This window comes from Acidobacteriota bacterium, assembly GCA_034211275.1.
GTDB lineage: Bacteria > Acidobacteriota > Thermoanaerobaculia > Multivoradales > JAHZIX01 > JAGQSE01.
On the sequence record JAXHTF010000127.1, the window covers coordinates 1 to 19,858 of the forward strand.

General features: G+C 68.1%; 15 protein-coding genes. 11 read left to right on the top strand and 4 right to left on the bottom strand.

Annotation, left to right across the window (positions count from 1 at the left end):
• Window positions 1–592 (top strand): O-antigen ligase family protein (locus SX243_17525; GenBank protein MDY7094775.1); only part of this gene is annotated, 592 nt, incomplete at its 5' end.
• Window positions 589–1,047, top strand: coding sequence for a hypothetical protein (locus SX243_17530; protein MDY7094776.1), 459 nt, complete (start codon window positions 589–591; stop codon window positions 1,045–1,047). The genes SX243_17525 and SX243_17530, both read left to right, overlap by 4 nt.
• Before the next feature lie 20 nt (window positions 1,048–1,067).
• Here SX243_17530 and SX243_17535 read toward each other — a convergent pair whose 3' ends face one another.
• Window positions 1,068–2,474 carry a sugar transferase gene (locus SX243_17535; GenBank protein ID MDY7094777.1) on the bottom strand — a complete coding sequence of 469 codons (1,407 nt, stop codon included), beginning with the start codon at window positions 2,472–2,474 and terminating at the stop codon, window positions 1,068–1,070.
• Between the two features lie 259 nt (window positions 2,475–2,733).
• On the opposite strand from SX243_17535, the gene SX243_17540 reads away from it, so the two are divergent.
• The 5 genes from SX243_17540 to SX243_17560 all read left to right on the top strand — a co-directional run bounded on the left by SX243_17540 (window position 2,734) and on the right by SX243_17560 (window position 9,757).
• Entirely contained in the window at window positions 2,734–3,699 is a 966-nt protein-coding gene (locus tag SX243_17540; protein ID MDY7094778.1) for a methylenetetrahydrofolate reductase, read from the top strand.
• A gap of 136 nt (window positions 3,700–3,835) precedes the next feature.
• Window positions 3,836–7,357 (top strand): methionine synthase, encoded by a 3,522-nt coding sequence (metH, locus tag SX243_17545; GenBank protein MDY7094779.1) that lies wholly within the window; start codon window positions 3,836–3,838, stop codon window positions 7,355–7,357.
• A gap of 37 nt (window positions 7,358–7,394) precedes the next feature.
• Window positions 7,395–8,054: a peptide-methionine (S)-S-oxide reductase MsrA gene (msrA, locus tag SX243_17550; protein ID MDY7094780.1), complete on the top strand. Its 660-nt coding sequence runs from the start codon at window positions 7,395–7,397 to the stop codon at window positions 8,052–8,054.
• A gap of 28 nt (window positions 8,055–8,082) precedes the next feature.
• Entirely contained in the window at window positions 8,083–9,090 is a 1,008-nt protein-coding gene (gene gluQRS, locus SX243_17555; protein ID MDY7094781.1) for a tRNA glutamyl-Q(34) synthetase GluQRS, read from the top strand.
• A 49-nt stretch (window positions 9,091–9,139) separates the two neighbouring features.
• Entirely contained in the window at window positions 9,140–9,757 is a 618-nt protein-coding gene (locus SX243_17560) for a GNAT family protein (GenBank protein MDY7094782.1), read from the top strand.
• On the opposite strand, the gene SX243_17565 is transcribed toward SX243_17560, so the two are convergent.
• The 3 genes from SX243_17565 to SX243_17575 form a co-directional block, all read right to left on the bottom strand.
• Window positions 9,745–10,302, bottom strand: coding sequence for a hypothetical protein (locus SX243_17565; protein ID MDY7094783.1), 558 nt, complete (start codon window positions 10,300–10,302; stop codon window positions 9,745–9,747). The two genes, SX243_17560 and SX243_17565, sit on opposite strands and share 13 nt — an antisense overlap.
• A gap of 291 nt (window positions 10,303–10,593) precedes the next feature.
• Window positions 10,594–11,841, bottom strand: a complete 1,248-nt coding sequence (chrA, locus tag SX243_17570) for a chromate efflux transporter (protein ID MDY7094784.1) — start codon at window positions 11,839–11,841, stop codon at window positions 10,594–10,596.
• A 52-nt stretch (window positions 11,842–11,893) separates the two neighbouring features.
• Window positions 11,894–12,907 (bottom strand): hypothetical protein, encoded by a 1,014-nt coding sequence (locus SX243_17575; protein MDY7094785.1) that lies wholly within the window; start codon window positions 12,905–12,907, stop codon window positions 11,894–11,896.
• A 119-nt stretch (window positions 12,908–13,026) separates the two neighbouring features.
• Between SX243_17575 and SX243_17580 the strand changes: the two genes are divergently transcribed.
• The 4 genes from SX243_17580 (at window position 13,027) to SX243_17595 (ending at window position 19,736) form a co-directional block, all read left to right on the top strand.
• Window positions 13,027–14,529, top strand: a complete 1,503-nt coding sequence (locus SX243_17580) for a TolC family protein (protein ID MDY7094786.1) — start codon at window positions 13,027–13,029, stop codon at window positions 14,527–14,529.
• Window positions 14,530–14,588: 59 nt separating this feature from the next.
• Window positions 14,589–15,623, top strand: a complete 1,035-nt coding sequence (locus SX243_17585) for an efflux RND transporter periplasmic adaptor subunit (GenBank protein ID MDY7094787.1) — start codon at window positions 14,589–14,591, stop codon at window positions 15,621–15,623.
• 4 nt (window positions 15,624–15,627) lie between these two features.
• On the top strand, window positions 15,628–18,846 hold the full coding sequence (locus SX243_17590) for an efflux RND transporter permease subunit (protein ID MDY7094788.1): 3,219 nt from the start codon (window positions 15,628–15,630) through the stop codon (window positions 18,844–18,846).
• Between the two features lie 215 nt (window positions 18,847–19,061).
• Entirely contained in the window at window positions 19,062–19,736 is a 675-nt protein-coding gene (locus SX243_17595; protein ID MDY7094789.1) for a SatD family protein, read from the top strand.
• Window positions 19,737–19,858: the final 122 nt, after the last annotated feature.

Here is a 19,858-nt window from a genome sequence, read left to right on the forward strand (position 1 = left end):
GGCCGCCGGTGCGGCGGCGCTGGCGGCGCTCCTCCTGGTGCTGGCGGTGACGCCGCTGCGGGAGCGGGTGGCGGACAAGGGCAAGGAACTGGCTCGGGGAGAGATCAACGCCCTCCTCACCGGCCGGTTGGACGGCTGGCGGGCGGCGGCCTATATGACCGCCCAGGCACCCCTCGCCGGCGTCGGCCATGGGGCTTACCGCACCGAGTACGCCGATGCCAAGCTCCACCTCAAGGAGCAAGGGGTGGAGTTTTACCTCGACAAGCGTCAGGTGATGTTCGCCAACGCCCACAACGAGTATTTGGAGGCCGCCGCCGAGTGGGGACTGCCCGGGGCTCTGGCTCTGGCCTGGGCCCTCTGGGTCCTGTGGGGCGCCCTGCGCCGGCGCTGGAGCGCCGGCGCCGAGAGGGCCTCCAAGGCCGCCGGACAAGGCTTCGAACGTTCCGACGCGGTGGTGGCTTGGGCGGGAGTGGCGGCCCTGGCGGTGCTCGCCGCGGCTCAATTCCCCTTCCGCATCGCCCTGGTGGCCTATCAGGCGATTCTCTTCCTGGCCTGGGTGCTGCCGTCGTCGCCTCCGAAGGAGTCGTCATGAGAGGGCGTTGGGTGGCCATCCTGCTCTCGGTGGCCCTGGCAGTGGGAGTCGTCTGGCAAGTCCAGCGCAGCGCCGAGCGTCGCCTGGCCAGCCGCCTGCTGGCGCGGGTGGAGGCCATCAGCCTGCAGCTGGTCGCCGCCCGTCAGGCCCCCCGGCAGATCCTCCAGCGCAACCTGCGGGACCTGCGGCGGGCGGAGGAGCTGGATCCTGTGGAGTCGGGGATCCCCCTGGCGCTGGGTAGCCAATATCTCTTGCTCAACCGGCCCCAGGCGGCGGAACAAGCCTATCGGGACGCCCTGGCGGTGGAGCCCCGGCCGGAGATCTACCTCAATCTGGGCAAGGCCCAATCCCTCGCCGGAAAAGACGAGGAAGCGCGGCAGAGCTTTGACAAGGCGGTGGCGTTGGATTGGCAGTTCGAGGAGCAGATTCCACCATCCATGAGCTGGAAGGAATAGCTGCGGGATCCTCGGTCAGCTCAGGTTCCCTGGGACGAGAGCACGATCTTCACCGTGCGCAGCAGAGTGGAGAAATCCAGCCACAGGCTCCAGTTGGCGATGTACGCGAGGTCGTAGCGCAGCTTGTTCTGCGCCGTCGAGTGGTAGTGGCCGTTGATCTGGGCCAGGCCGGTGAGGCCTGGGGCGATGGAGAAGCGCTCCGCGTAGCCCGGCACCTCTTCCAAGTAGCGACGTACGAAGACCGGCCGCTCCGGCCGAGGTCCCACCAGGCTCATGCTGCCCCCCAGCACGTTGAACAGCTGGGGCAGCTCGTCGAGGCGGGTGCGGCGGAGAAAGCCGCCCACCGGCGTCAGCCGCGGATCGTTGGGTTGGGCCAGCACCTCGCCGGTGGCGGCCTCGGCGTCCTGGTGCATGGTGCGGAATTTGAGCAGCTCGAAGGGCTCTTGGTGTATTCCCACCCGAGTCTGGCGGTAGATCACCGGGCCGGGGGAGGTCAGCCGCACCAGCAGCGCGGTGGCGGCCATGGCGGGGAGCGCCAGGAGCAGCAGCAGGGTGGCTCCCAGGATGTCGAAGCTGCGCTTCATGGGGGAGCTCACCCGCCACTCCCGCTGACGCACCACCTCCACCATGGGTAAATCCCGCACCCAGCGGTAGCGCATGCGGCCGATGAGGCTTTCGAAGGGCCCCGGCAACAGCAGCACCCCGCCCCCGGCGGCCTCCCGCGCCAGCCGGTCGATGAGCCGCGTCTGCCAGGGATAGGCGTCGGTGGCGAGGATCACCTCGTCCGCCGCCCCCTCCGCCAACAGCGCCGGCAGGTCGTCGACGGTGCCCAGGTGGGGCCCGAGGATCTGCTCCGGCGGCAGGGCATCGGGCTCCGGCGGGTGCACCTCGCCGTCGTCCGGAGCGCTGACGTGACCCATCACCTGCAGCTGGTACCAGGGATGGTGGTGCACCGTGGACGCCAGCTCCCGGGCTACCGGTCCGCTGCCGACGATGATCACCCGCCGCGGCGGCGGGCTGTGCAGCCGTAGCAGCAGGCTGCGCCAGGCGAGCAAGCCTGAAAAGTCGATGGCAGCGAAAAGCACCAGCACCGAGCGCGGGAACTCGCGGTTGGTGAGGAAGTAGAAGCCCATGAGCAGCAGGCTGTGCACCACCACCGCCGCCAGCAGGCGCCGCGGCAGCTCGGCCCGGGACTCGGGCTCCGGCGGGTCGTAGAGGCCGAAGAAGTAGAGCAGCAGCAGCTGGCTGACGGCGACGATCCACCACTGGCTGAAGAAGTAGGCCATGCGGTCCGCCGGCAGCAGCCCGAGGGTGAAGGGCAGGGGGACGTGGATGCGCAGGAGGAACGCGGCGAGAAAGGCAAGGCTGCCGCAGATCAGGTCCCCTGCCGCCCGCAGCGCCGGTCGGCCTTGTCCCTGGGCGTTCATGATCGGTGACTCTACCAGTGCTCCCAGGGCTCAGCGCACGCCATCTCGCCGCGTGCTCGTCGTTCGGCTTGTGCGGCGTACCCGGAGTACGCCTCCGCGCCTCTCTCCTGCGCTTCGACGATCTGACGCCCGCTGGATCCCGGGTAGTAGGTTCTGCGCACGCCATCTCGCTGCGAGCTGGTCCTGCTGCCGGTGCGGGAGGGGAGATGGGTGCGACCGCAGCACGGATTTGTGAGCGCTCGGGTATACTTTCGTGGTCATGAAGGTCACTGAACATCTGGATCGCGCTGCGCGTCCGCTGATCAGCTTCGAGATCATTCCGCCCTTGCGCGGTGGGGACCTGCAGGGCTTGTTGCGTTTGATCGATGACCTGATGCGCTACGAGCCGCCGTTCATCGACATCACCAGCCACGCCGCGGAGATCATCTACGAGGAAACTCCGGACGGTTTTCAGCGCCGGGTCAAGCGCAAGCGCCCCGGAACTCTGGGCGTTTGTGCGCTGATTCAGAACAAATACAACGTCGATGCCGTGCCCCACATTCTGTGCCAGAGCTTCACTCGTGAGGAGACGGAAGATTTCCTCATCGAGCTGCGTTATCTAGGTATCGACAACGTCCTCGCCGTGCGCGGCGACGACAGCGGCTACAAGAAGCCCCTGCGCCACGGCCGCAGCCGCAATATCTACGCCATGGACCTGGTGCAGCAGGTGGCGGATATGAATCGGGGGATCTATCTCGAAGAGGATCTGCTGGACGCCGAGCCGTCGGACTTTTGCATTGGCGTCGGCGGCTACCCCGAGAAGCATTTCGAGGCGCCCAATCTGGAGAGCGACATCCGGTGGGCGAAGGCGAAGGTGGAGGCCGGGGCGGAGTACATCGTGACTCAGATGTTCTACGACAATCAGCGCTACTTCAGCTACGTCGAGGCCTGTCGCGCCGCGGGCATCGAGGTCCCTATCATCCCGGGGCTCAAGATCCTGACCAAGAAGCGCCAGCTGACCACCATCCCGAGGAATTTCTTCGTCGACATCCCTTCCCAGCTGGCGGACGAGGTGCAGGCCGCCGACGCCAAGCATGTTCTGGACATCGGCGTCGAGTGGGCGGCACGGCAGACGGAGGAATTGCTCGACCGCAACGTTCCGGCGGTGCACTTCTACGTCATGGCCAGCTCCCGGGCGGTGAGCCAGCTGATGAAGCGCCTCGATCTGCACTGTTCGGTGACTTAGCCGCTGGTGCTCCGATGCCGGTAACTGGTTGCCGGTAGTTGGCCGCCGGTTACCGGTCGTCGATCCGGAGGGAACGAACACAATCCTCCACCGTCTCCCCATCTCGGTCCATCCCCAACGCTAGGATTCTTTCTCCATGAGCCCTTCTGCCAAATCTTCCTCGGCCTACGCCTACCCCATCCAGGCACCGGCGGAGCCACCGCCGGAGCCGGCGGATCGGGAAGCCCGCACTGCCGCCCTGCTCTCCGCCCTGGAGGAGCGCATTCTGGTCCTCGACGGCGCTACCGGCACCGCCATGCAGTCGGTGGAGCTCACCGCCGACCACTTTGGTGGCCCGGACCTGGAGGGCTGCAACGAGATGCTCTGCCTGATCTCGCCCCAGGTGGTGGACGGCGTCCACGAGAGCTATCTCGCCGCCGGTGCCGACATCGTGGAGACCAACACCTTCGGCGGTACACCGCTGGTGCTGGCGGAGTACGACCAGGCTCACCGTGCCTACGAGATCAACCGGGTGGCGGCGGAGATCGCCCGCGGCGCCTGCGCTCGCCACGACCGCCCGGGGCGCACTCATTTCGTCTGCGGTTCCATCGGTCCCACCACCAAGGCCATTTCGGTCACCGGCGGGGTCACCTTCCAGGAGCTGGTGGACAATTTCCGTCTGCAGGCCCAGGGATTGATGGCCGGCGGCGCCGACTATCTGCTGGTGGAGACCTGCCAGGATACCCGCAACATCAAGGCCGCGCTGCTGGGGCTGGAGCAGGCTTTCGAATGGGCCGGGTGGCGCATCCCGGTGGCGGTGTCCGCCACCATCGAGCCCACCGGCACCATGCTCGCCGGGCAGGACGCCGAGGCCCTGGCGGTCTCCTTGTTGCACGCCGATCTGCTCTACGTGGGACTCAACTGCGCCACCGGGCCGGGGCTCATGGCGGATCACCTGCGCACCCTGAGCGAGCTCTGCCGCACCCGCGTGGCCTGCGTTCCCAACGCCGGTCTGCCGGACGAGGAGGGGCAGTATCAGGAAGGCCCGGAACACTTCCGCGAGGTCTTCGGCCGCTTCCTGGATAGCGGCTGGTTGAACCTGGTGGGGGGCTGCTGCGGCACCACCGCGGAGCACGTCAGCACCCTGGCGGAGCTGGTGGCGGACTACCGGCCGCGGCGCATCCCGGTGCATCAGCGGCCGCTGGTCTCGGGGCTGGAAGCGGTGGAGCTCACCGCCGACAACCGGCCGCTGCTGGTGGGGGAGCGCACCAATGTCTTGGGCAGCCGCAAATTCAAGCGCCTCATCGCCGCCGGCGAGATCGAACAGGCGGCGGAGATCGGCCGGGGCCAGGTCAAGGCCGGGGCGCAGATCGTCGACGTCTGCCTGCAGGATCCGGATCGCGACGAGCTGCGGGACATGGAGCTCTTCCTCGACCAGCTGATGAAGCTGATCAAGGTGCCGGTGATGATCGATTCCACCGACGCCGAGGTGATGGAGCGCTCCCTGACCTACTGCCAGGGCAAGGCGATCCTCAACTCCATCAACCTGGAGGACGGCCGCAGTCGTTTCGAGGCGGTGGTGCCGCTGGCCCAGCGCTTCGGCGCGGCGCTGGTGGTGGGGCTCATCGACGAGCAGGGCATGGCGGTGTCGGTGGAGCGCAAGATGGAGGTGGCCCACCGCAGCTACCGCATCCTCACCGAGGAGATGGGGGTAGCGCCGGAGGATATCTGGTGGGACGCCCTGGTGTTCCCCTGCGGCACCGGCGACGAGGCTTATCTGGGCTCCGCCGCCGGCACCATCGAGGGCGTGCGCCGGTTGAAGGCGGAGCTGCCCCACACCCGCACCATCCTCGGCGTTTCCAACGTCAGCTTCGGTCTGCCCACCGCCGGCCGCGAGGTGCTCAACTCCGTCTTCCTCTACCACGCCACCCGCGCCGGCCTCGACACCGCCATCGTCAACACCCAGCGGCTGGCCCGCTACGCCGAGATTCCGGAGGAGGAGCGCAAGCTGGCGGAGGCCTTGATCTTCCTCGACCCCGGTGACGTGGCCGGCGGTGATGCGGCGGTGGAAGCCTTCACCGCCCACTTCCGGGACCGCAGCGCCATGACCCCCCGGCAGCCCCGGGAGGAGCTGGAGCTGGCGGAGCGCATCGCCCGCTCGGTGGTGGAAGGCAGCAAGATCGGTCTCGAAGACGACCTCGCCCAGGCCCTGGAGGACGAGCGCTGGCCCGAGCCCCTGGCGATCATCAACGGCCCGCTGATGGACGGCATGAAGGAGGTGGGCCGGCTATTCAACGACAACCAGCTGATCGTCGCCGAGGTGCTCCAGAGCGCCGAGGTGATGAAAGCGGCGGTGGCCTTCCTGGAACCCCACATGGAGCGTTCCGACGGCTCCAGCCGCGGCAAGGTGTTGCTGGCCACGGTCAAGGGGGATGTCCACGACATCGGCAAGAACCTGGTGGACATCATCCTCAGCAACAACGGCTTCGAAGTGGTCAATCTGGGGATCAAGGTGCCCAGCGAGGTGCTGATCCAGGCGGTGGAGGAGCATCGGCCGGACGTGCTGGGCCTCTCCGGTCTGCTGGTCAAGAGCGCTCAGCAGATGGTCACCAGCGCCGGTGATCTGCAAGCGGCGGGGATTTCGGTACCCATGCTGGTGGGCGGAGCCGCCCTCACCCGGCGCTTCACCCACAAGAAGATCGCACCGGCCTACGGCGCTCTATGCACCTACGCCAAGGACGCCATGAACGGCCTGCGGCTGGTGGAGCGGTTGTTGGAGCCCAGCGAGCGGGTGGAGCTGGAACGCGAGGTGGCGGAGCAGGCGGCCGCCGACCAGGCCGCCGAAGCTCCGGGCAAGGGGTCTTCCTCGGCGGGGCCGCGGCGCCAGGTGGCGGTGAGCCGCGACGTCGACATCCCCCGGCCGCCGGATCTCGGCCGGCACTCCCGGGAGCTCGATCTGGACGAGGTCTGGGCGCTGCTCAATCCCCAGATGCTCTTCGCCAAACACCTGGGCCTCAAAGGCTCGGTGGCGAAGCTGGCGGCGGCGGGGGATGAGAAATACCGCAAGCTGGAGCGCCTGATGGACGAGCTCAAAGACTTCTGCCGCGGTGGCGGCATGAGCTGCCAGGCCGCCTGGCGTTTCTACCCGGCGCGGGCGGAGGGCAACACCCTGATGCTCCTGGAGCCGGATAGCGACCTCGCCGCGGCGCGCTGGGAGCTGCCGCGGCAGGACGGCGATGGCCTGTGCCTGACGGACTACGTCCTCGACGACGACCACGTGGCCGTCTTCGTCACCACCGCCGGCGCCGGCGTCCGGGAGCAGGTGGAGGAGTGGAAGCAGCAGGGCGAGTACCTGAAGAGCCACGGGCTGGCGGCGCTGGCCCTGGAGACCGCCGAGGCGGCGGCGGAGTGGGTGCATCGGGAGCTGCGCCGCAGCTGGGGCGTGGCGGATCCGGAGGGCCTGTCCCCCAAGGATCTCTTCGCCTGCCGCTACCGGGGCAAGCGCTACAGCTTCGGCTATCCGGCGTGCCCGGATCTCGGTGGCCAGCGCCAGCTCTTCGCTGCTTTGGCGCCGGAAGACATCGGCGTCGAGCTCACCGACGGCGACATGATGGACCCGGAGGCCAGCGTTTCCGCCCTGGTCTTCCACCATCCCGAGGCGCGCTACTTCGGAGTTTGATCTTGAATCGACCCCCTGCGGGGGAAAGGAGCTGACCATGGCTCTCTGGGCTTGGAAGAAGAAAACCACCATGCCGACACCGGACGAGGCGCCGCCGGGCCGCGCGGAGAAGATGCCGGTACCGAATCGCCACCACGTCCTCGACGCCCCCCTGGAGCCGCCGTTCCCGGAGGGCATGGAGCGGGCGATCTTCGGTCTCGGATGTTTTTGGGGTGCGGAGCGCAAGTTCTGGCAGCTCGACGGTGTCTACACCACCGCCGTCGGCTACGCCGCCGGCTTCACCCCCAATCCCACTTACGAAGAGGTTTGCAGCGGCTTCACCGGCCACAACGAGGTGGTGCTGGTGGTCTACGATCCGCAGAAGGTCTCCTTCGAGGAGCTCCTCAAGACCTTCTGGGAGGCCCACGACCCCACCCAGGGCATGCGCCAGGGCAACGACGCCGGCACCCAATACCGCTCCGGCATCTACACCACCACCGAGGCCCAGGCCCAAGCCGCCGAAGCCTCCCGGGACGCATTCCAAGGCCGCCTCACCGAGGCCGGCTACGGCCCCATCACCACCGAGATCCTCCCCGCTCCGGAGTTCTACTACGCCGAGCACTACCACCAGCAATACCTGGCCAAGAACCCCGGCGGCTACTGCGGCCTCGGCGGCACCGGGGTGAGCTGCCCGGTGGGCGTGGCTGTGGCGGATTGAGCCTTCGGGAGCCTTGAGCTCTGGCTCTATGACCCCACCCCGGGGCCGCTACGCTCCGACCCCGTCGGGGCTGCTGCACGTGGGCAATGCGCGCACGGGGCTGGTGGCGTGGTGGTCGGTGCGGAGCCGGGGGGGGACGTTTGTTTGGCGGTTGGAGGATCTGGATCCGCCGCGGACGGTGCCGGGGGCGGCGGAGGCGGCGTTGGAAGATCTGGCGTGGTTGGGGATGGATTGGGACGAAGGGGGAGGGAAGGGGGGCGAGCTGGGGCCTCACGTTCAATCGCAGCGTTCCCAGCACTACCGCGACGCGCTACGGCAGCTCGATCTCCAGGGTCGGCTCTTTCCCTGCCGGCGCTCGCGCAAGGATCTGCGGGAGCTGGCGACGGCGCCCCACGGTCCTCACCAGGGACCGGCGTATCCGGCGCGGCTGCGGCCCAAGGTGCTGGAGCGGGGTTGGTTGTCCAAAGTGCTGGAGGAGACCACTGCAGCTGGCGGTCAAGGCCATGGGAAGACGAGCGCGGCGGTGCGCTTTCGGGTCGATGATCACCCGGTGACCTTCGTCGACCGGGTCCTGGGGCCGCAGACCGAGCGGGTCGATCGTACCGTCGGCGACTTCGTCTTGCGCCGCCGGGACGGCCTGTGGGCGTACCAGCTGGCGGTGGTGGTGGACGATCTGCTGATGAAGATCGACGACGTGGTGCGGGGCTCGGACCTTCTCGACTCCACCGGCCGTCAGATCCAGCTCATCGAGGCCCTCGGCGGCACCCCGCCGGCCTATGCCCACGTGCCGCTGGTGCTCAACGCCGAGGGGGAGAAACTCTCCAAGCGCGACGAAGGACTGACCCTGCGGTCGCTGCGGCAAGCAGGGGTCGAGCCGCGGGCGCTGGTGGGCTATCTGGCGTGGAGCTTGGGGCTTCAGGAAGAGCCGAGCCCGCGTTCCGCCGGCGAGCTGGTGGAGAGCTTCGATTGGCAGCGGGTGCGCACCACCGATCACGTGCTGCCGGAGGATCTAGCGCGGCGGCTGAGTGGCGGGTAGGCTTGGATTCGGAGAGCGGTCCGAGCTAGGACCCAAGCGAGGAGAAGCCGTGAACCAAGATCCACCCAGTCCCATCACCCCCAACTCCGCCCGCCCCACCCTGGTCACCCAGCGCCTACTGCTGCGTCCTTTCCAGGACTCCGACGCGCTGGAGCTCCATCGCCTGGCGGGGGAGCGGGCCATCGCCGACACCACTCTCAACGTTCCCCATCCTTATCCGTTGGAGGCCGCCGGGGAGTGGATCGCAGGCCACGAGGATTTGTGGCGCGAACGGCGCCAGATGATCTGTGCCGTCACCGTCGCTGGGGAGGGCGATGAGGATGGGCCCCCGGGAGGAGCTTTGGTGGGCTCCGCCGGCCTGCGCCTCGATCTTCAGCACAGTCGGGGGGAGCTGGGCTATTGGATCGGCGTGCCCTACTGGCGTCGCGGCTATGCTACCGAAGCCGCCCGAGCGGTGCTGGATTTCGGCTTTCGGGGGTTGGGCCTGCACCGCATCCACGCCCAGGTCTTGGGCGGCAACACCGCTTCCGGCCGGGTCCTGCTCAAGCTCGGCCTACGCCAGGAAGGCCATCTGCGCGAGCACTACCTGAAATGGGGAGAGCCGGAGGATGCCTTGGTCTACGGCATCCTCCGGAGGGAGTGGACGTCCGGCGCTCAGGCGTCCTGATCGGTGGTTTCGAAGCTCCAGTTCAGACCACCGTTGGGCAGCGCCGTGACGTTGATCCAGCGGTACTTCCCCGGTTCCGGGTAGGGAGTCGCGATGTCGAGCATCTCCTTGCGCGGCCGGCGGATGAAGATCTTCAACTGATCGTTGGCGCCGGGCTTCTCTTGGGGGGCGCACTCGGCCCAGAATTCGATGCCGTCGTCCTTGGTGGGCTTGCCCTTGAGCTTGACGTTGATCTTCCGGCGCTTCTCCTTGCCCTTCTCGTTGTAGTGGGAGTCGAGGAAGGAGATGTAGCCCTTGAGAATCGCCCGCGGGTCGGGCTCGATGCCCAAAGCGATGCACAACTCGCCGTCCCCCTCCTCTTCTTCTGCTGGTACGTAGGCAAGGCGAATCTTGGCCACGATGCGTCCTTCCCGGGTATTCGTGGCGTCCCGGAAGGCGCTGGTGTCGAAGGGCAGGTTCGGCGGACCGGCTTGGCCCTGCTGGGCTTCGGCGGCGAAGGGAATGAGGAGGGTGAAAAGGGCGGCGAGAGCGAGTTTCTTCATCATCGATCAGCTTCCTTGAAAATCCAAAATGGGCTCGCCGGATTCTGTCACGAGTCCGGCGGGCTAGCTCCGAGTCGGCCGGGCTGCCGGTGCATTCCTTGGCGGCCAACCCCCGTTGGGAAGATTGCCTGACCTTTCACTTCAGCAGCGAGGCAACAATTAGCCCTACTGAGAATACGGTCTTGTCAGAGTAGAGTTGCTATCCACCCGGAAATACAGACACTTTTTTAACTTTTAGTATGTATTTGTTCGTCTGCCGAGGGGCCGATTCTGCAGGTCTCTGCTCGCGGCACCCTACCAAGAGCCGTTGAGGGCACCCAACACCCAGCCCGCGAGACCGCCGCCGAGAACCAGCCAGATCGCATTGACCTTCCAGCGGAGCAGGGCGACGGCGGCCAGCACAGCGATGGCGATGGGGATCCAGCCGGTGAGCACCGCCAGCGCCAGCTGCACCGTCACCGCCGCCATCAGACCCAGGGCGGCGGCGTTGACGGCATCGAGGAAAGCGGCGGTCCAGGGGGAGCGGCGGAGCTTGGGGATCAGCGGGTTGAGTACGGCGACGAAGGTGAAGGAGGGCAGAAAGATGGCGACGGTGGCCACCGCTGCGCCGGGCACGCCGGCGAGGAGGTAGCCGACGAAGGTGGCGGTGGAGAGTACCGGCCCCGGCGTCAGCTGACCCACCGCTACGGCGTCCAGCAATTGGGTGTCGGTGAGCCAGCCCCAGCGCCGCACCAGATCCCCCTCCAGGAAGGCGATGAGCACATAGCCGCTGCCGTAGAGCACCGCTCCCACTTTGAGGAAGAAGAGACCGAGGGAGAGGAGGGTAGGGCTCGCAGCCGCCGTGGTGGCCGCTGCAGTGCCGGTCGTTGCTGCGCCGGCGGCGGAAGTTCCTGTGAAGGCGAGGAAGGCGCCGCTGGCTTTCGGCGAGCTCTTCTCGTTCTCAGCTGGCTCTGCGGCTGCGCCGGTACCGTCTCCGTTGGGACCTCCTTCGCCGGAAGATAGGCGCAACCACAGCATGCCCAAGATGCCTCCGGCGGCCAGGGCGGCGATCTCGTTCACCCCCGATAGCGTCAGGATCGCCACTGCGGTTCCCAGCAGCGCCGTCTCCCAGCCGGTGATGGCCTTCTTGCCGAGCTTGAGCAGGGCCCCGGCGATGATCGCCAGGACCGCCGGCTGGATTCCCGCCAGCAGCGGCTCCACCGCAGGCAGCGCTCCGTAGGCGACATAGAAGGCGGCGAAGGCACCGGTGATCACCGCCGCCGGCAGGATGAACAGGCTGCCGGCGGTGAGCAGCCCGAGAAAGCCGGCGCGCTCATAGCCCACGTGCATCACCGTCTCGGTGGAGTTGGGGCCCGGGATCAGATGGGTGGCGCCCACCAGGTCGAGAAAGTGCTGGCGGGTGAGCCACCGCCGCCGGCTCACCACCTCGTCCTCGAGCATGGCGATATGCGCCGCCGGACCGCCGAAGGCGATGCAGCCGAGCTTGAAGCAGAGCAGGGCGAGCTCCCGCAGTCGGGTGCCGAGGGAACCTTCGGAGTTCATCGGATGAGCGTAACCCGGATTTGCCGGCTTCCCGGTGACGGCTCGGTAACTCTCAATCCCCCATCAACGCTTCCAGCACCCGCATCTCCGCCGCTACCGTCTCCTCGACATAGCCCATCTCGTAGCTTTGGCCGAGGCTCGGGGAGGCGTTGACCTCCAGCACGACTGCTTTCTCCGGCGCCTCCTCCGGCGCTCCATCGAGGGTGCGGCGGCGGAAGTCGATGCCGAAGTGGCGCAGGTGCAGGGCGGCGCCGATGCGCAGGCCGAGATCGATCCATTCCTGTGGCGGGTCGGGCAGATAGCGGGCGACGCAGAAGCGGTTGAGGTTGAGGATGTCGCCGGAGAGCTCGATGCGGCGGCCCTTTTCCAGCGGCGTGTCGAGCCCGAAGCCCAGCCGCACCACCGAGCGCCGCCACAGGGGGTCGTGGAGCAGCCGGCGTTCGAAGTCGGCGCCGGTGAAGCGGCGATCCCATCCCGCCAGTAGCTCGCGGAGGGTGCTGCGGCCGTCGCCCTCCAGCACCACCGGACGGCGGTCATAGCCGTAGAGAAACTCGCCGTCGAGGAAGTCCAGACGGCGGTCGGTGCCGGGGATGAGCTCCAGCACCAGTGCCAGAGGATCGTCCTGCCACACCTCCCGCACCGCCTCCTCTAACTCCTCCTCGTCCGCCGCCACCGCCACGCCGCGGCCGCGGGAGCCCCGGTTGGGCTTGACCACCACCGGAAAGCCCTCCTCGGCGGCGAAGGAGCGGGCGGTCTCCAGGCCGGTGTACTCGCTGAAGTCGCTGACCTGATAGGTCCCCGGCTGCAGGCAGCGGGTCCCCCGGGGCACGGGGAAACCTGCCCGCTGCAGTACCAGGGAGGTGTAGTACTTGTCCCCCGCCAGCCGCGACGCGCCGGCGTCGTTGAGGGGGGAAGGACCGTGCACCAGAATGCGGCGCCGCCCGCCCCGGCGCAGCTCCAGCAGATAGCCGGTGCCCGGGTCCAGGCTCTCGATCTCGATGCCCAACCGCCGCGCCGCTTCCCGGCGCATACGGGAGGAAGCGATGGGATTCTCGTCCGGGTTCATGGGGTCTCCTCGAAGGACGTTCCAGGAGGCGAAGTATAGGCTTTCTCCCCGCTCGGGTTGACGGTGGGACGGAGTGAGAGTAGCTTACCGATTGGCCGGTCCCCTCCGGGAGAATCTCCATGAAACCTCTGCAAAGTCAGCGAGCCGCACAGTCTCTTCCTGTCTACTCGCTGCTCGTTTGGGCCGGTCTGCTGGCCCTGTGCCTGGCTCCGGCGGTCGCTGCTCAGTCCCTGGCGGTACCCACCATGGAGCGGGCGGTGGAGCTGGCATTGGAAGGAAATCCTGCGCTGCAGGCGGAGCAGGAGCGCCGGGTGGAGACCCTCGGGGGCGTCGTGGAGGCGCGGGCCGAAGCCTTCCCTCAGATCATCCTGCGCACCGGTTGGAACGCTTCGCGCAATCCCTCACTGCTCAACAGCGCTGACTTCGAGGATCTGCTGGATCAATTCCCCGGCGGCAGTTTCGAGCCTCAGCGCCAGGAGCTCTACAGCTGGGGAGTGGACGTCACCCAGCCGATCTACACCTGGGGCAAGGTGTCGGCGGCCCTCGACCTGGCCCGCACCGCCACCGAGGTCACGGCGGCGCAGGTCAGCACCGAGAGGCTGGACTTGGCGCTACGGGCGGCGGAGGTCTACTACCGCCTGCTGTCCCGGCGCAGCGCCCTCGCCACGGTGGAGATCCAAGAGCGTCTGCGGCAGCAGGTGTTGGCGGCGGTGGAGGCGCGCTACGAGCTGGGCGACGCCACTCGCCTGGACCTGCTGCGGGCGCGCTCCGGCGTGGCCGAGTTGGGGCCCTTGGTGGCCCGCATTCGTGGCGATGTGAAGGTGGCGGAGAGCGAGCTGCGGGCGGTGCTCGGCGTCGGCTCCGAGGTGGAGCTGAGGATCGGGGCCGGAGAAGTAGAAACTCGGAGAACCGGCGCCGGCGAGGTCATCCCGGGTGGAGAGTCCGCCGCCCCGCCGCCGTCCCCCGAGATCGAGCTGGAAGCCGAGCCGGAAGCTCCGGGGCTGGGAGCCCTCCTCGCCCTGGCCCGCCGCCAGCGGCCGGAGCTGGAAGATCTGCAGCTCCAGGACGATGCCCTGGGGCATCAGGCGGCGGTGGTGCGCGCCGAAGGCAAGCCGCAGATCGAGCTCAACGGCTCCTACGGCCGCACGGCGCGGCTGGCGCAGAATCTGGACGACGCCCTCTACCGTGACTGGAGCCTCGCTCTCGGTTTGCGCTGGGAGCTCTTCGACGGTGGCCGGCGCAAGGGCGAGGTGGCGCAGCTGGAAAGCCGGCAGCGGCAGCTGCGCTGGCGACAGGAAGATTTGGAGAATCGCATCCGGGTGGAGATCGAGCAGGCGCTGGCGGCCTACCAGGCGGATCGCGAGCGCCTGCTGGCGGCCCGGGCTGCGGCCATGGCGGCATCGGAGGCGAGCCGGGTGGCGGAAGAAGGCTATCGCCAGGGCGTGACCCTGCAGACCGAATGGCTGGAAGCCCAGCGGGACGCCACCGAGGCGGAGCTGGAGCGGGTCCAGGCAACCTATGACGTGCGCATCCGCTGGGCCCAGCTCCAGCGGGCGGTGGGTCTGGTGCCGAGCCGAGACTGGGCTCCTTCGGGATCTGAGCATGGGGAGGGAGAATCATGAGCACGAAGGAGCGCCGACGCATGAGCCGACGCAGGAACGAGTGCAGGAGCAGGAGCTGGATGCTTCTGCTGGGCCCCCTTCTGCTGGGCCCCTTTCTGCTGGGATTGGCGGCCTGCGGTGGGGATCCCGCTGTCGAGAGCGAGCCCGAGGCCCCCCGCTCCCTGCCGGTGACCACCGAGGTGGTGGAGCCCGAGAGGGTGGTGGATGTGGCCCATCTGCCGGCGGATCTGGAGCCGGTGCGCCGGGCGGTGCTGGCGGCGGAGGTCCCCGGAGTGGTCGAAGCGGTGCACGTGGAGGACGGCGACTCGGTGCGCGCCGGCCAGCGGCTGCTGGAGATCGACGCCCGCGCCCTGAAGCAGGCGGTGGCCGAGGCGGAGGCGGTGAGTCGCCGCGCCCTCGCCCGTCACGAGCGGGCCCAGAACCTCTTCGAGCGCCGTTCCATCACCCAGCAGCAGCTGCTGGACGCGGTCACCGACCGCGACGTGGCGGAGGCGCGGCTGGCCAGCGCCAAGCTCGAGCTGGACAAAGCCCGGGTCACCGCGCCGTGGAGCGGTCAGGTGGTGAGCCGTCGGGTGGAGGTGGGAGATTACGCTGTTCCCGGCCAGGCGCTGGTGGAGCTGCTGGACGCCTCCACCTTGAAGGTCCGCGCGCCGGCGCCGGCCAACGACGTGCCCTTCCTGGAGGTCGGGGCGCCGGTGGTGGTGCGGGTGGAAGGGGCCGGCGGAGCCGAGGCGGAGGGGCGCATCGTGCGGTTGGGGGCCGAGCTCGACCCGGCGGCCCGAACCCTCGACGTGGAGGCGGAGATTCCCAACCCCGACGGCCGTCTGAAGCCGGGCATGCTGGCTCGCATGGAAGTCTCCCGGCGGGTGCTGGAGGAGGCCTTGTTGGTGCCGGTGGAGTGCCTGGAAGAGGTGGGGCCGGACTTCGCCGTCTATGTGGTGGAGGACGGCGTCGCCCGCCGCCGGCAGGTGGAGACCGGAGCGGTGGTGGGGCGGCGGGTGGTGGTCACCGAAGGGTTGGAGCCCGGCGCCCGGGTGGTGGTTTCCGGTCAGCAGGGCCTCGCCGACGGCCAGCGAGTCGTGGAAGCCGGGTGATCCCTTGAGCCTCACCGACATCTCCCTCAAGCATCGCCTCACCGTCTTCTTCTTGACGGTGTTGTTGGTGGTGGTGGGCGGTCTGGCCTATTGGACCCTGCCCCGGGAGAGCAGCCCCGACGTCAGCATTCCCCTGATCATCGTCACCACTCCCTATCCCGGGGCTTCGCCGGAGGATGTGGAGTCGCAGGTGACGCGGCCGGTGGAGCGCGAGGTGCAGGGGGTCAAGGGGCTCAAGCGGCTGAGCTCCGTCTCCCAGGAGAGCGTGTCCTCGGTGACCGTCGAGTTCGTCTCCGGCACCGACCTCGACACCGCCCTCCAGAAGGTGCGGGATCGGGTCAGCCTGGCGGAGGTGGACTTCCCTCAGGAGGCGGAGGATCCCATCCTCCAAGAGATCAACTTCTCCGACATCCCGGTGCTGCAGGTGAACCTGGCGGGGGACGTGGGGTCGGTGGCCCTGCGGCGGCTGGCGGAGGATCTCCAGGATCGGGTGGAGGCGGTGCCCGGGGTGCTGCGGGCGACGCTGGTGGGAGGCCGCGAGCGGGAGGTGCTGGTGGAGGTGGACCCGGAGCGCCTGCGCCTCTACGAGCTCTCCCTGGACGACGTCATCGACGCCGTCTCCGGGGAGAACGTCTCCATCCCCGGTGGCCGGCTGGACTTGGGGGAGCGCAGCTACGCCGTGCGGGTGCCCGGCGAGGTGGCGGAGCCCCGCCGCATCGGCGACTTCGTGATCAAAGCGCCGGGGTCCTCGCCGATCTACGTGCGCGACGTGGCGACGGTGAGCTTCGGCTTCGAGGATCGCGCCTCCTACGCCCGCATCGACGGCCGGGAGTCGGTGGCCCTGTCGGTGCAGAAGCGGGTGGGGGCGAACATCATCGAGGTGGCGGACGAGGTGCGGCGCATCGTCGAGGAGGCCCAGGCCGGGTGGCCCTCGTCGGTGGAGGTCACCGTGCTGGCGGACCAGAGCAAGGACATCCGCCGCATGGTGGCGGATCTGGAGAACAACATCGCCTCCGGTCTGGTGTTGGTGGTGCTGGTGCTGATGTTCGTCCTCGGCCTGCGGGCGGCCATCTTCGTCGGCCTCGCCATTCCCTTCTCCATGCTCCTCACCTTCGCCGTCCTGGACCTCACCGGCACCACCCTCAACATGGTGGTGCTGTTCTCGCTGGTGCTGGCGGTGGGGATGTTGGTGGACAACGCCGTGGTGGTGGTGGAGAACATCTACCGCCACATGCAGGAAGGCCTGAAGCCGCTGGAGGCCGCCAGCCGTGCCACCCGCGAGGTCAGCGCCGCCATCGCCGTCTCCACCTTCACCACCGTCGGCGCCTTCAGCCCGCTGATCTTCTGGCCCGGCGTGGTGGGCGACTTCATGAGCTATCTGCCGGTGACGGTGATTTACGTGCTCCTCGCCTCGCTGCTGGTGGCCTTCACCATCAACCCGGTGATCTGCTCGGTCTTCCTGAGGCCCCAGCCCGAGACCGCGGAGGGGGGCGCCGGCGGTCGCCGCTCCGCCCTGGGGCGGCGTCTGCAGCGCGCGGAGGCCTGGTCCGAGGAGCGGTATCAGCAGTTCCTGGAGTGGGCGCTGGACCATCGGGCGCTGATTCTGGCGTCGGTGGTGGGGGCTTTCCTGGTGGTGTTGGTGCTCTTCGCCGGGCCCTTCAACACCGGCATCGAATTCTTCCCGGAGACCGAGCCCAACCAGATCCTGGTGGACGTGGAGATGCCCCCGGGCTCGCCCCTGGATCGCACCGACGACGTGGTGCGCCAGCTCGAGGCCCAGCTCCAGGGCGTCCCCGACGTGGAGGTGGTGGCGGCGAGCTCCGGCGCCGGTAGTCAGAGCGATGATCTGGGGTTGAGCGGTGACTCCCGGGATCCCACCCACGGCCGGGTGACCCTCGACCTGCTGGATCGCGCCGAGCGCGGCCAGAGCTCCTTCCGCACCCTGGACCAAGCCCGCCGTCAGGCGGCCGGTCTCCCCGGCGCCACCATCGAGGTGGATCGCCCGGAGGAGGGGCCGCCGGTGGGGGATCCCCTGAGCATCGAGATCCAGGGCGACGACTTCACCACCCTGGGAGCCATCGCCGCCCGGGTGCGCCAGCTGGTGGCGGACATCCCGGGGTTGGTCTCCTTGGACGACGATTTCGACCTGGCGCGGCCGGAGGTGCTGGTGCAGGTGGACCGTGACCAGGCGGCGCGGCTGGGGCTGACCACGGAGAAGATCGCCCGCACCGTGCGCACCGCCATCAACGGCACCAAGGCATCCACCTACCGCTATGGCGAGGACCAGGCGGACGTCACCGTGCGCCTGGACGAGGCGTCCCGGAGGTCGTTGGAGAGTCTGGCGGGGCTGGCGATGGTCAACGACACCGGCGATCAGATCCCCCTCAGCGCCGTGGCGGAGCTGCAGCGCAGCAGCGCCCTGACCTCCATCAAGCACAAAGAGCGCCGCCGGGTGGTGACGGTGAGCGGCAAGGTGAGCAGCCCGCAGATGGCGGAGCCGGTACGCCGGGAGGCGCAGAATCGGTTGGAGGCGCAGGCGGATCTGCTCCCGCCGGGCTACACCATCAGCTTCGCCGGCCAGAGCGAGGACGAAGCGGAGGCCACCGCCTTCCTCTCCCGCGCCTTCCTCTACGGCGTGCTCATCGTGCTGGCGTTGATGGTGGGCAAATTCGACTCCCTGCTGCTGCCGGGGATCATCCTCACCTCGGTGGCCATGTCGATGATCGGCGTGCTCTTGGGGCTGATGGTCACCGGCCTGCCCTTCGGCATCATCATGACCGGTCTGGGAGTCATCTCCCTGGCGGGCATCGTGGTCAACAACGCCATCGTGCTCCTCGACTACGGGGAGCAACAATGGGCCCGGGGCATGGAGCGGCGGGCGCTGGTGGTGACCACCGGGGTGCGCCGTTTGCGGCCGGTGGTGCTCACCGCGGTGACCACCATCCTGGGCCTGATCCCCCTCTCCACCGGCGTCGAGCTGGACTTCCACACCCTCGCCTTCACCACCGGCGGTGAGAGCAGCCAGTGGTGGCGGGGCATGGGGGTGGCGGTGATCTTCGGTCTCGCCTTCGCTACCTTCCTGACCCTGGTGGTGGTGCCCATCCTCTACGACCTGGTGTTGCAGCTGCGGGAGCGGCGCAGCTCTCCTCGCCCCACCGCTCCGCCGCCGCCGGAGACCCTGGAGGAGGCGGAGCTACCCGTTCTCACCACCGCTGGCCCCTGAGCTTCGGACTGCAAAAGCCCGGGAAAGGGCCCTCTCGGACCCGTACAACGGCGAAAACATGTCTTTTTAGCGCTTGAGCCCTTGCGGCAGGGGTCGGGGACGAGTAGCATAAGTAGCTACAGAAAAACGGCCTCCGCCGGTCCAAAGCCCTTCAACGGGGCGTGGGCGGGCCCCCCGGGGCGGGTGAATTGGGAAGGGAGAAAGGTACCGTGTCCATGAAGCTATACGTTCTGTTGTCCGATGTCGTCGGGTCCTCGAGCCTGCCGGATCGAGCAGATCTCACCGCGCGGTTGCAAAAGGCTTCGGAGCGGGTCAACGACGAGCATCGCAACGACCTCTTCGCGAACCTGGAGATTACCCGCGGCGACGAGATGGCCGCGGTCCTGCGGTCGGCGTCCAACGTCTACGACGTGCTCATGGTGCTCGAGGAAGAGCTTTACCCGGTGCGGTTCCGCTCGGTGCTGGTCTACGACGACCTCACCGCCGGGCTCGAAACCCGCCGCAGCAGCGTCATCGACGGTCCGGCCTTCTACAAGGCTCAGGACAAGATGAGCGCCCTCAAGCGCACCCGCAACACGTTCAGCCTGGCCAGCGGTCAGGCGGAGTTCGACGAGGCCGCGGAAGTGCTGGTCAACCTGCTCCAGTGGCGCTGGAACGAGATGACCGAGCTGCAACGGCAGATCGTGCGCAACTACCAGGACGTGCGCAATCAGCAAAAGGTGGCGGAGATGCTCGGCCGCAGCCAGCAGCAGATCTCCCACACCCTCATCGCCACCAAGTGGGAGCTGATCAACTCCAGCGAGGGCGCTATCCGCCACATGCTGCAACTCATCGACCGCCGCAACGCGACGATCCCGGCGCGCACCCAACACGCCGCCGGCATGGCCTGACGCCAGACAGCAGCAGTCCCCCAACGACGCCTCGGTGCCGGCGATCCCGGCGCCGAGGCGTCTGTGTATTTGGGGGATTCTGCGTTGTTCCCGGACCGGTACTTGGTGGCAGCAAGACCCAG

Coding starts and splice junctions, on each gene's coding strand:
- metH (MDY7094779.1), top strand. CDS start 3,836: ATGAGCCCTTCTGCCAAATCTTCCTCGGCCTACGCCTACCCCATCCAG.
- SX243_17595 (MDY7094789.1), top strand. CDS start 19,062: ATGAAGCTATACGTTCTGTTGTCCGATGTCGTCGGGTCCTCGAGCCTG.
- SX243_17580 (MDY7094786.1), top strand. CDS start 13,027: ATGAAACCTCTGCAAAGTCAGCGAGCCGCACAGTCTCTTCCTGTCTAC.
- SX243_17575 (MDY7094785.1), bottom strand. CDS start 12,907: ATGAACCCGGACGAGAATCCCATCGCTTCCTCCCGTATGCGCCGGGAA.
- SX243_17585 (MDY7094787.1), top strand. CDS start 14,589: ATGCTTCTGCTGGGCCCCCTTCTGCTGGGCCCCTTTCTGCTGGGATTG.
- chrA (MDY7094784.1), bottom strand. CDS start 11,841: ATGAACTCCGAAGGTTCCCTCGGCACCCGACTGCGGGAGCTCGCCCTG.
- SX243_17535 (MDY7094777.1), bottom strand. CDS start 2,474: ATGAACGCCCAGGGACAAGGCCGACCGGCGCTGCGGGCGGCAGGGGAC.
- SX243_17530 (MDY7094776.1), top strand. CDS start 589: ATGAGAGGGCGTTGGGTGGCCATCCTGCTCTCGGTGGCCCTGGCAGTG.
- SX243_17565 (MDY7094783.1), bottom strand. CDS start 10,302: ATGATGAAGAAACTCGCTCTCGCCGCCCTTTTCACCCTCCTCATTCCC.
- gluQRS (MDY7094781.1), top strand. CDS start 8,083: ATGACCCCACCCCGGGGCCGCTACGCTCCGACCCCGTCGGGGCTGCTG.
- SX243_17540 (MDY7094778.1), top strand. CDS start 2,734: ATGAAGGTCACTGAACATCTGGATCGCGCTGCGCGTCCGCTGATCAGC.
- msrA (MDY7094780.1), top strand. CDS start 7,395: ATGGCTCTCTGGGCTTGGAAGAAGAAAACCACCATGCCGACACCGGAC.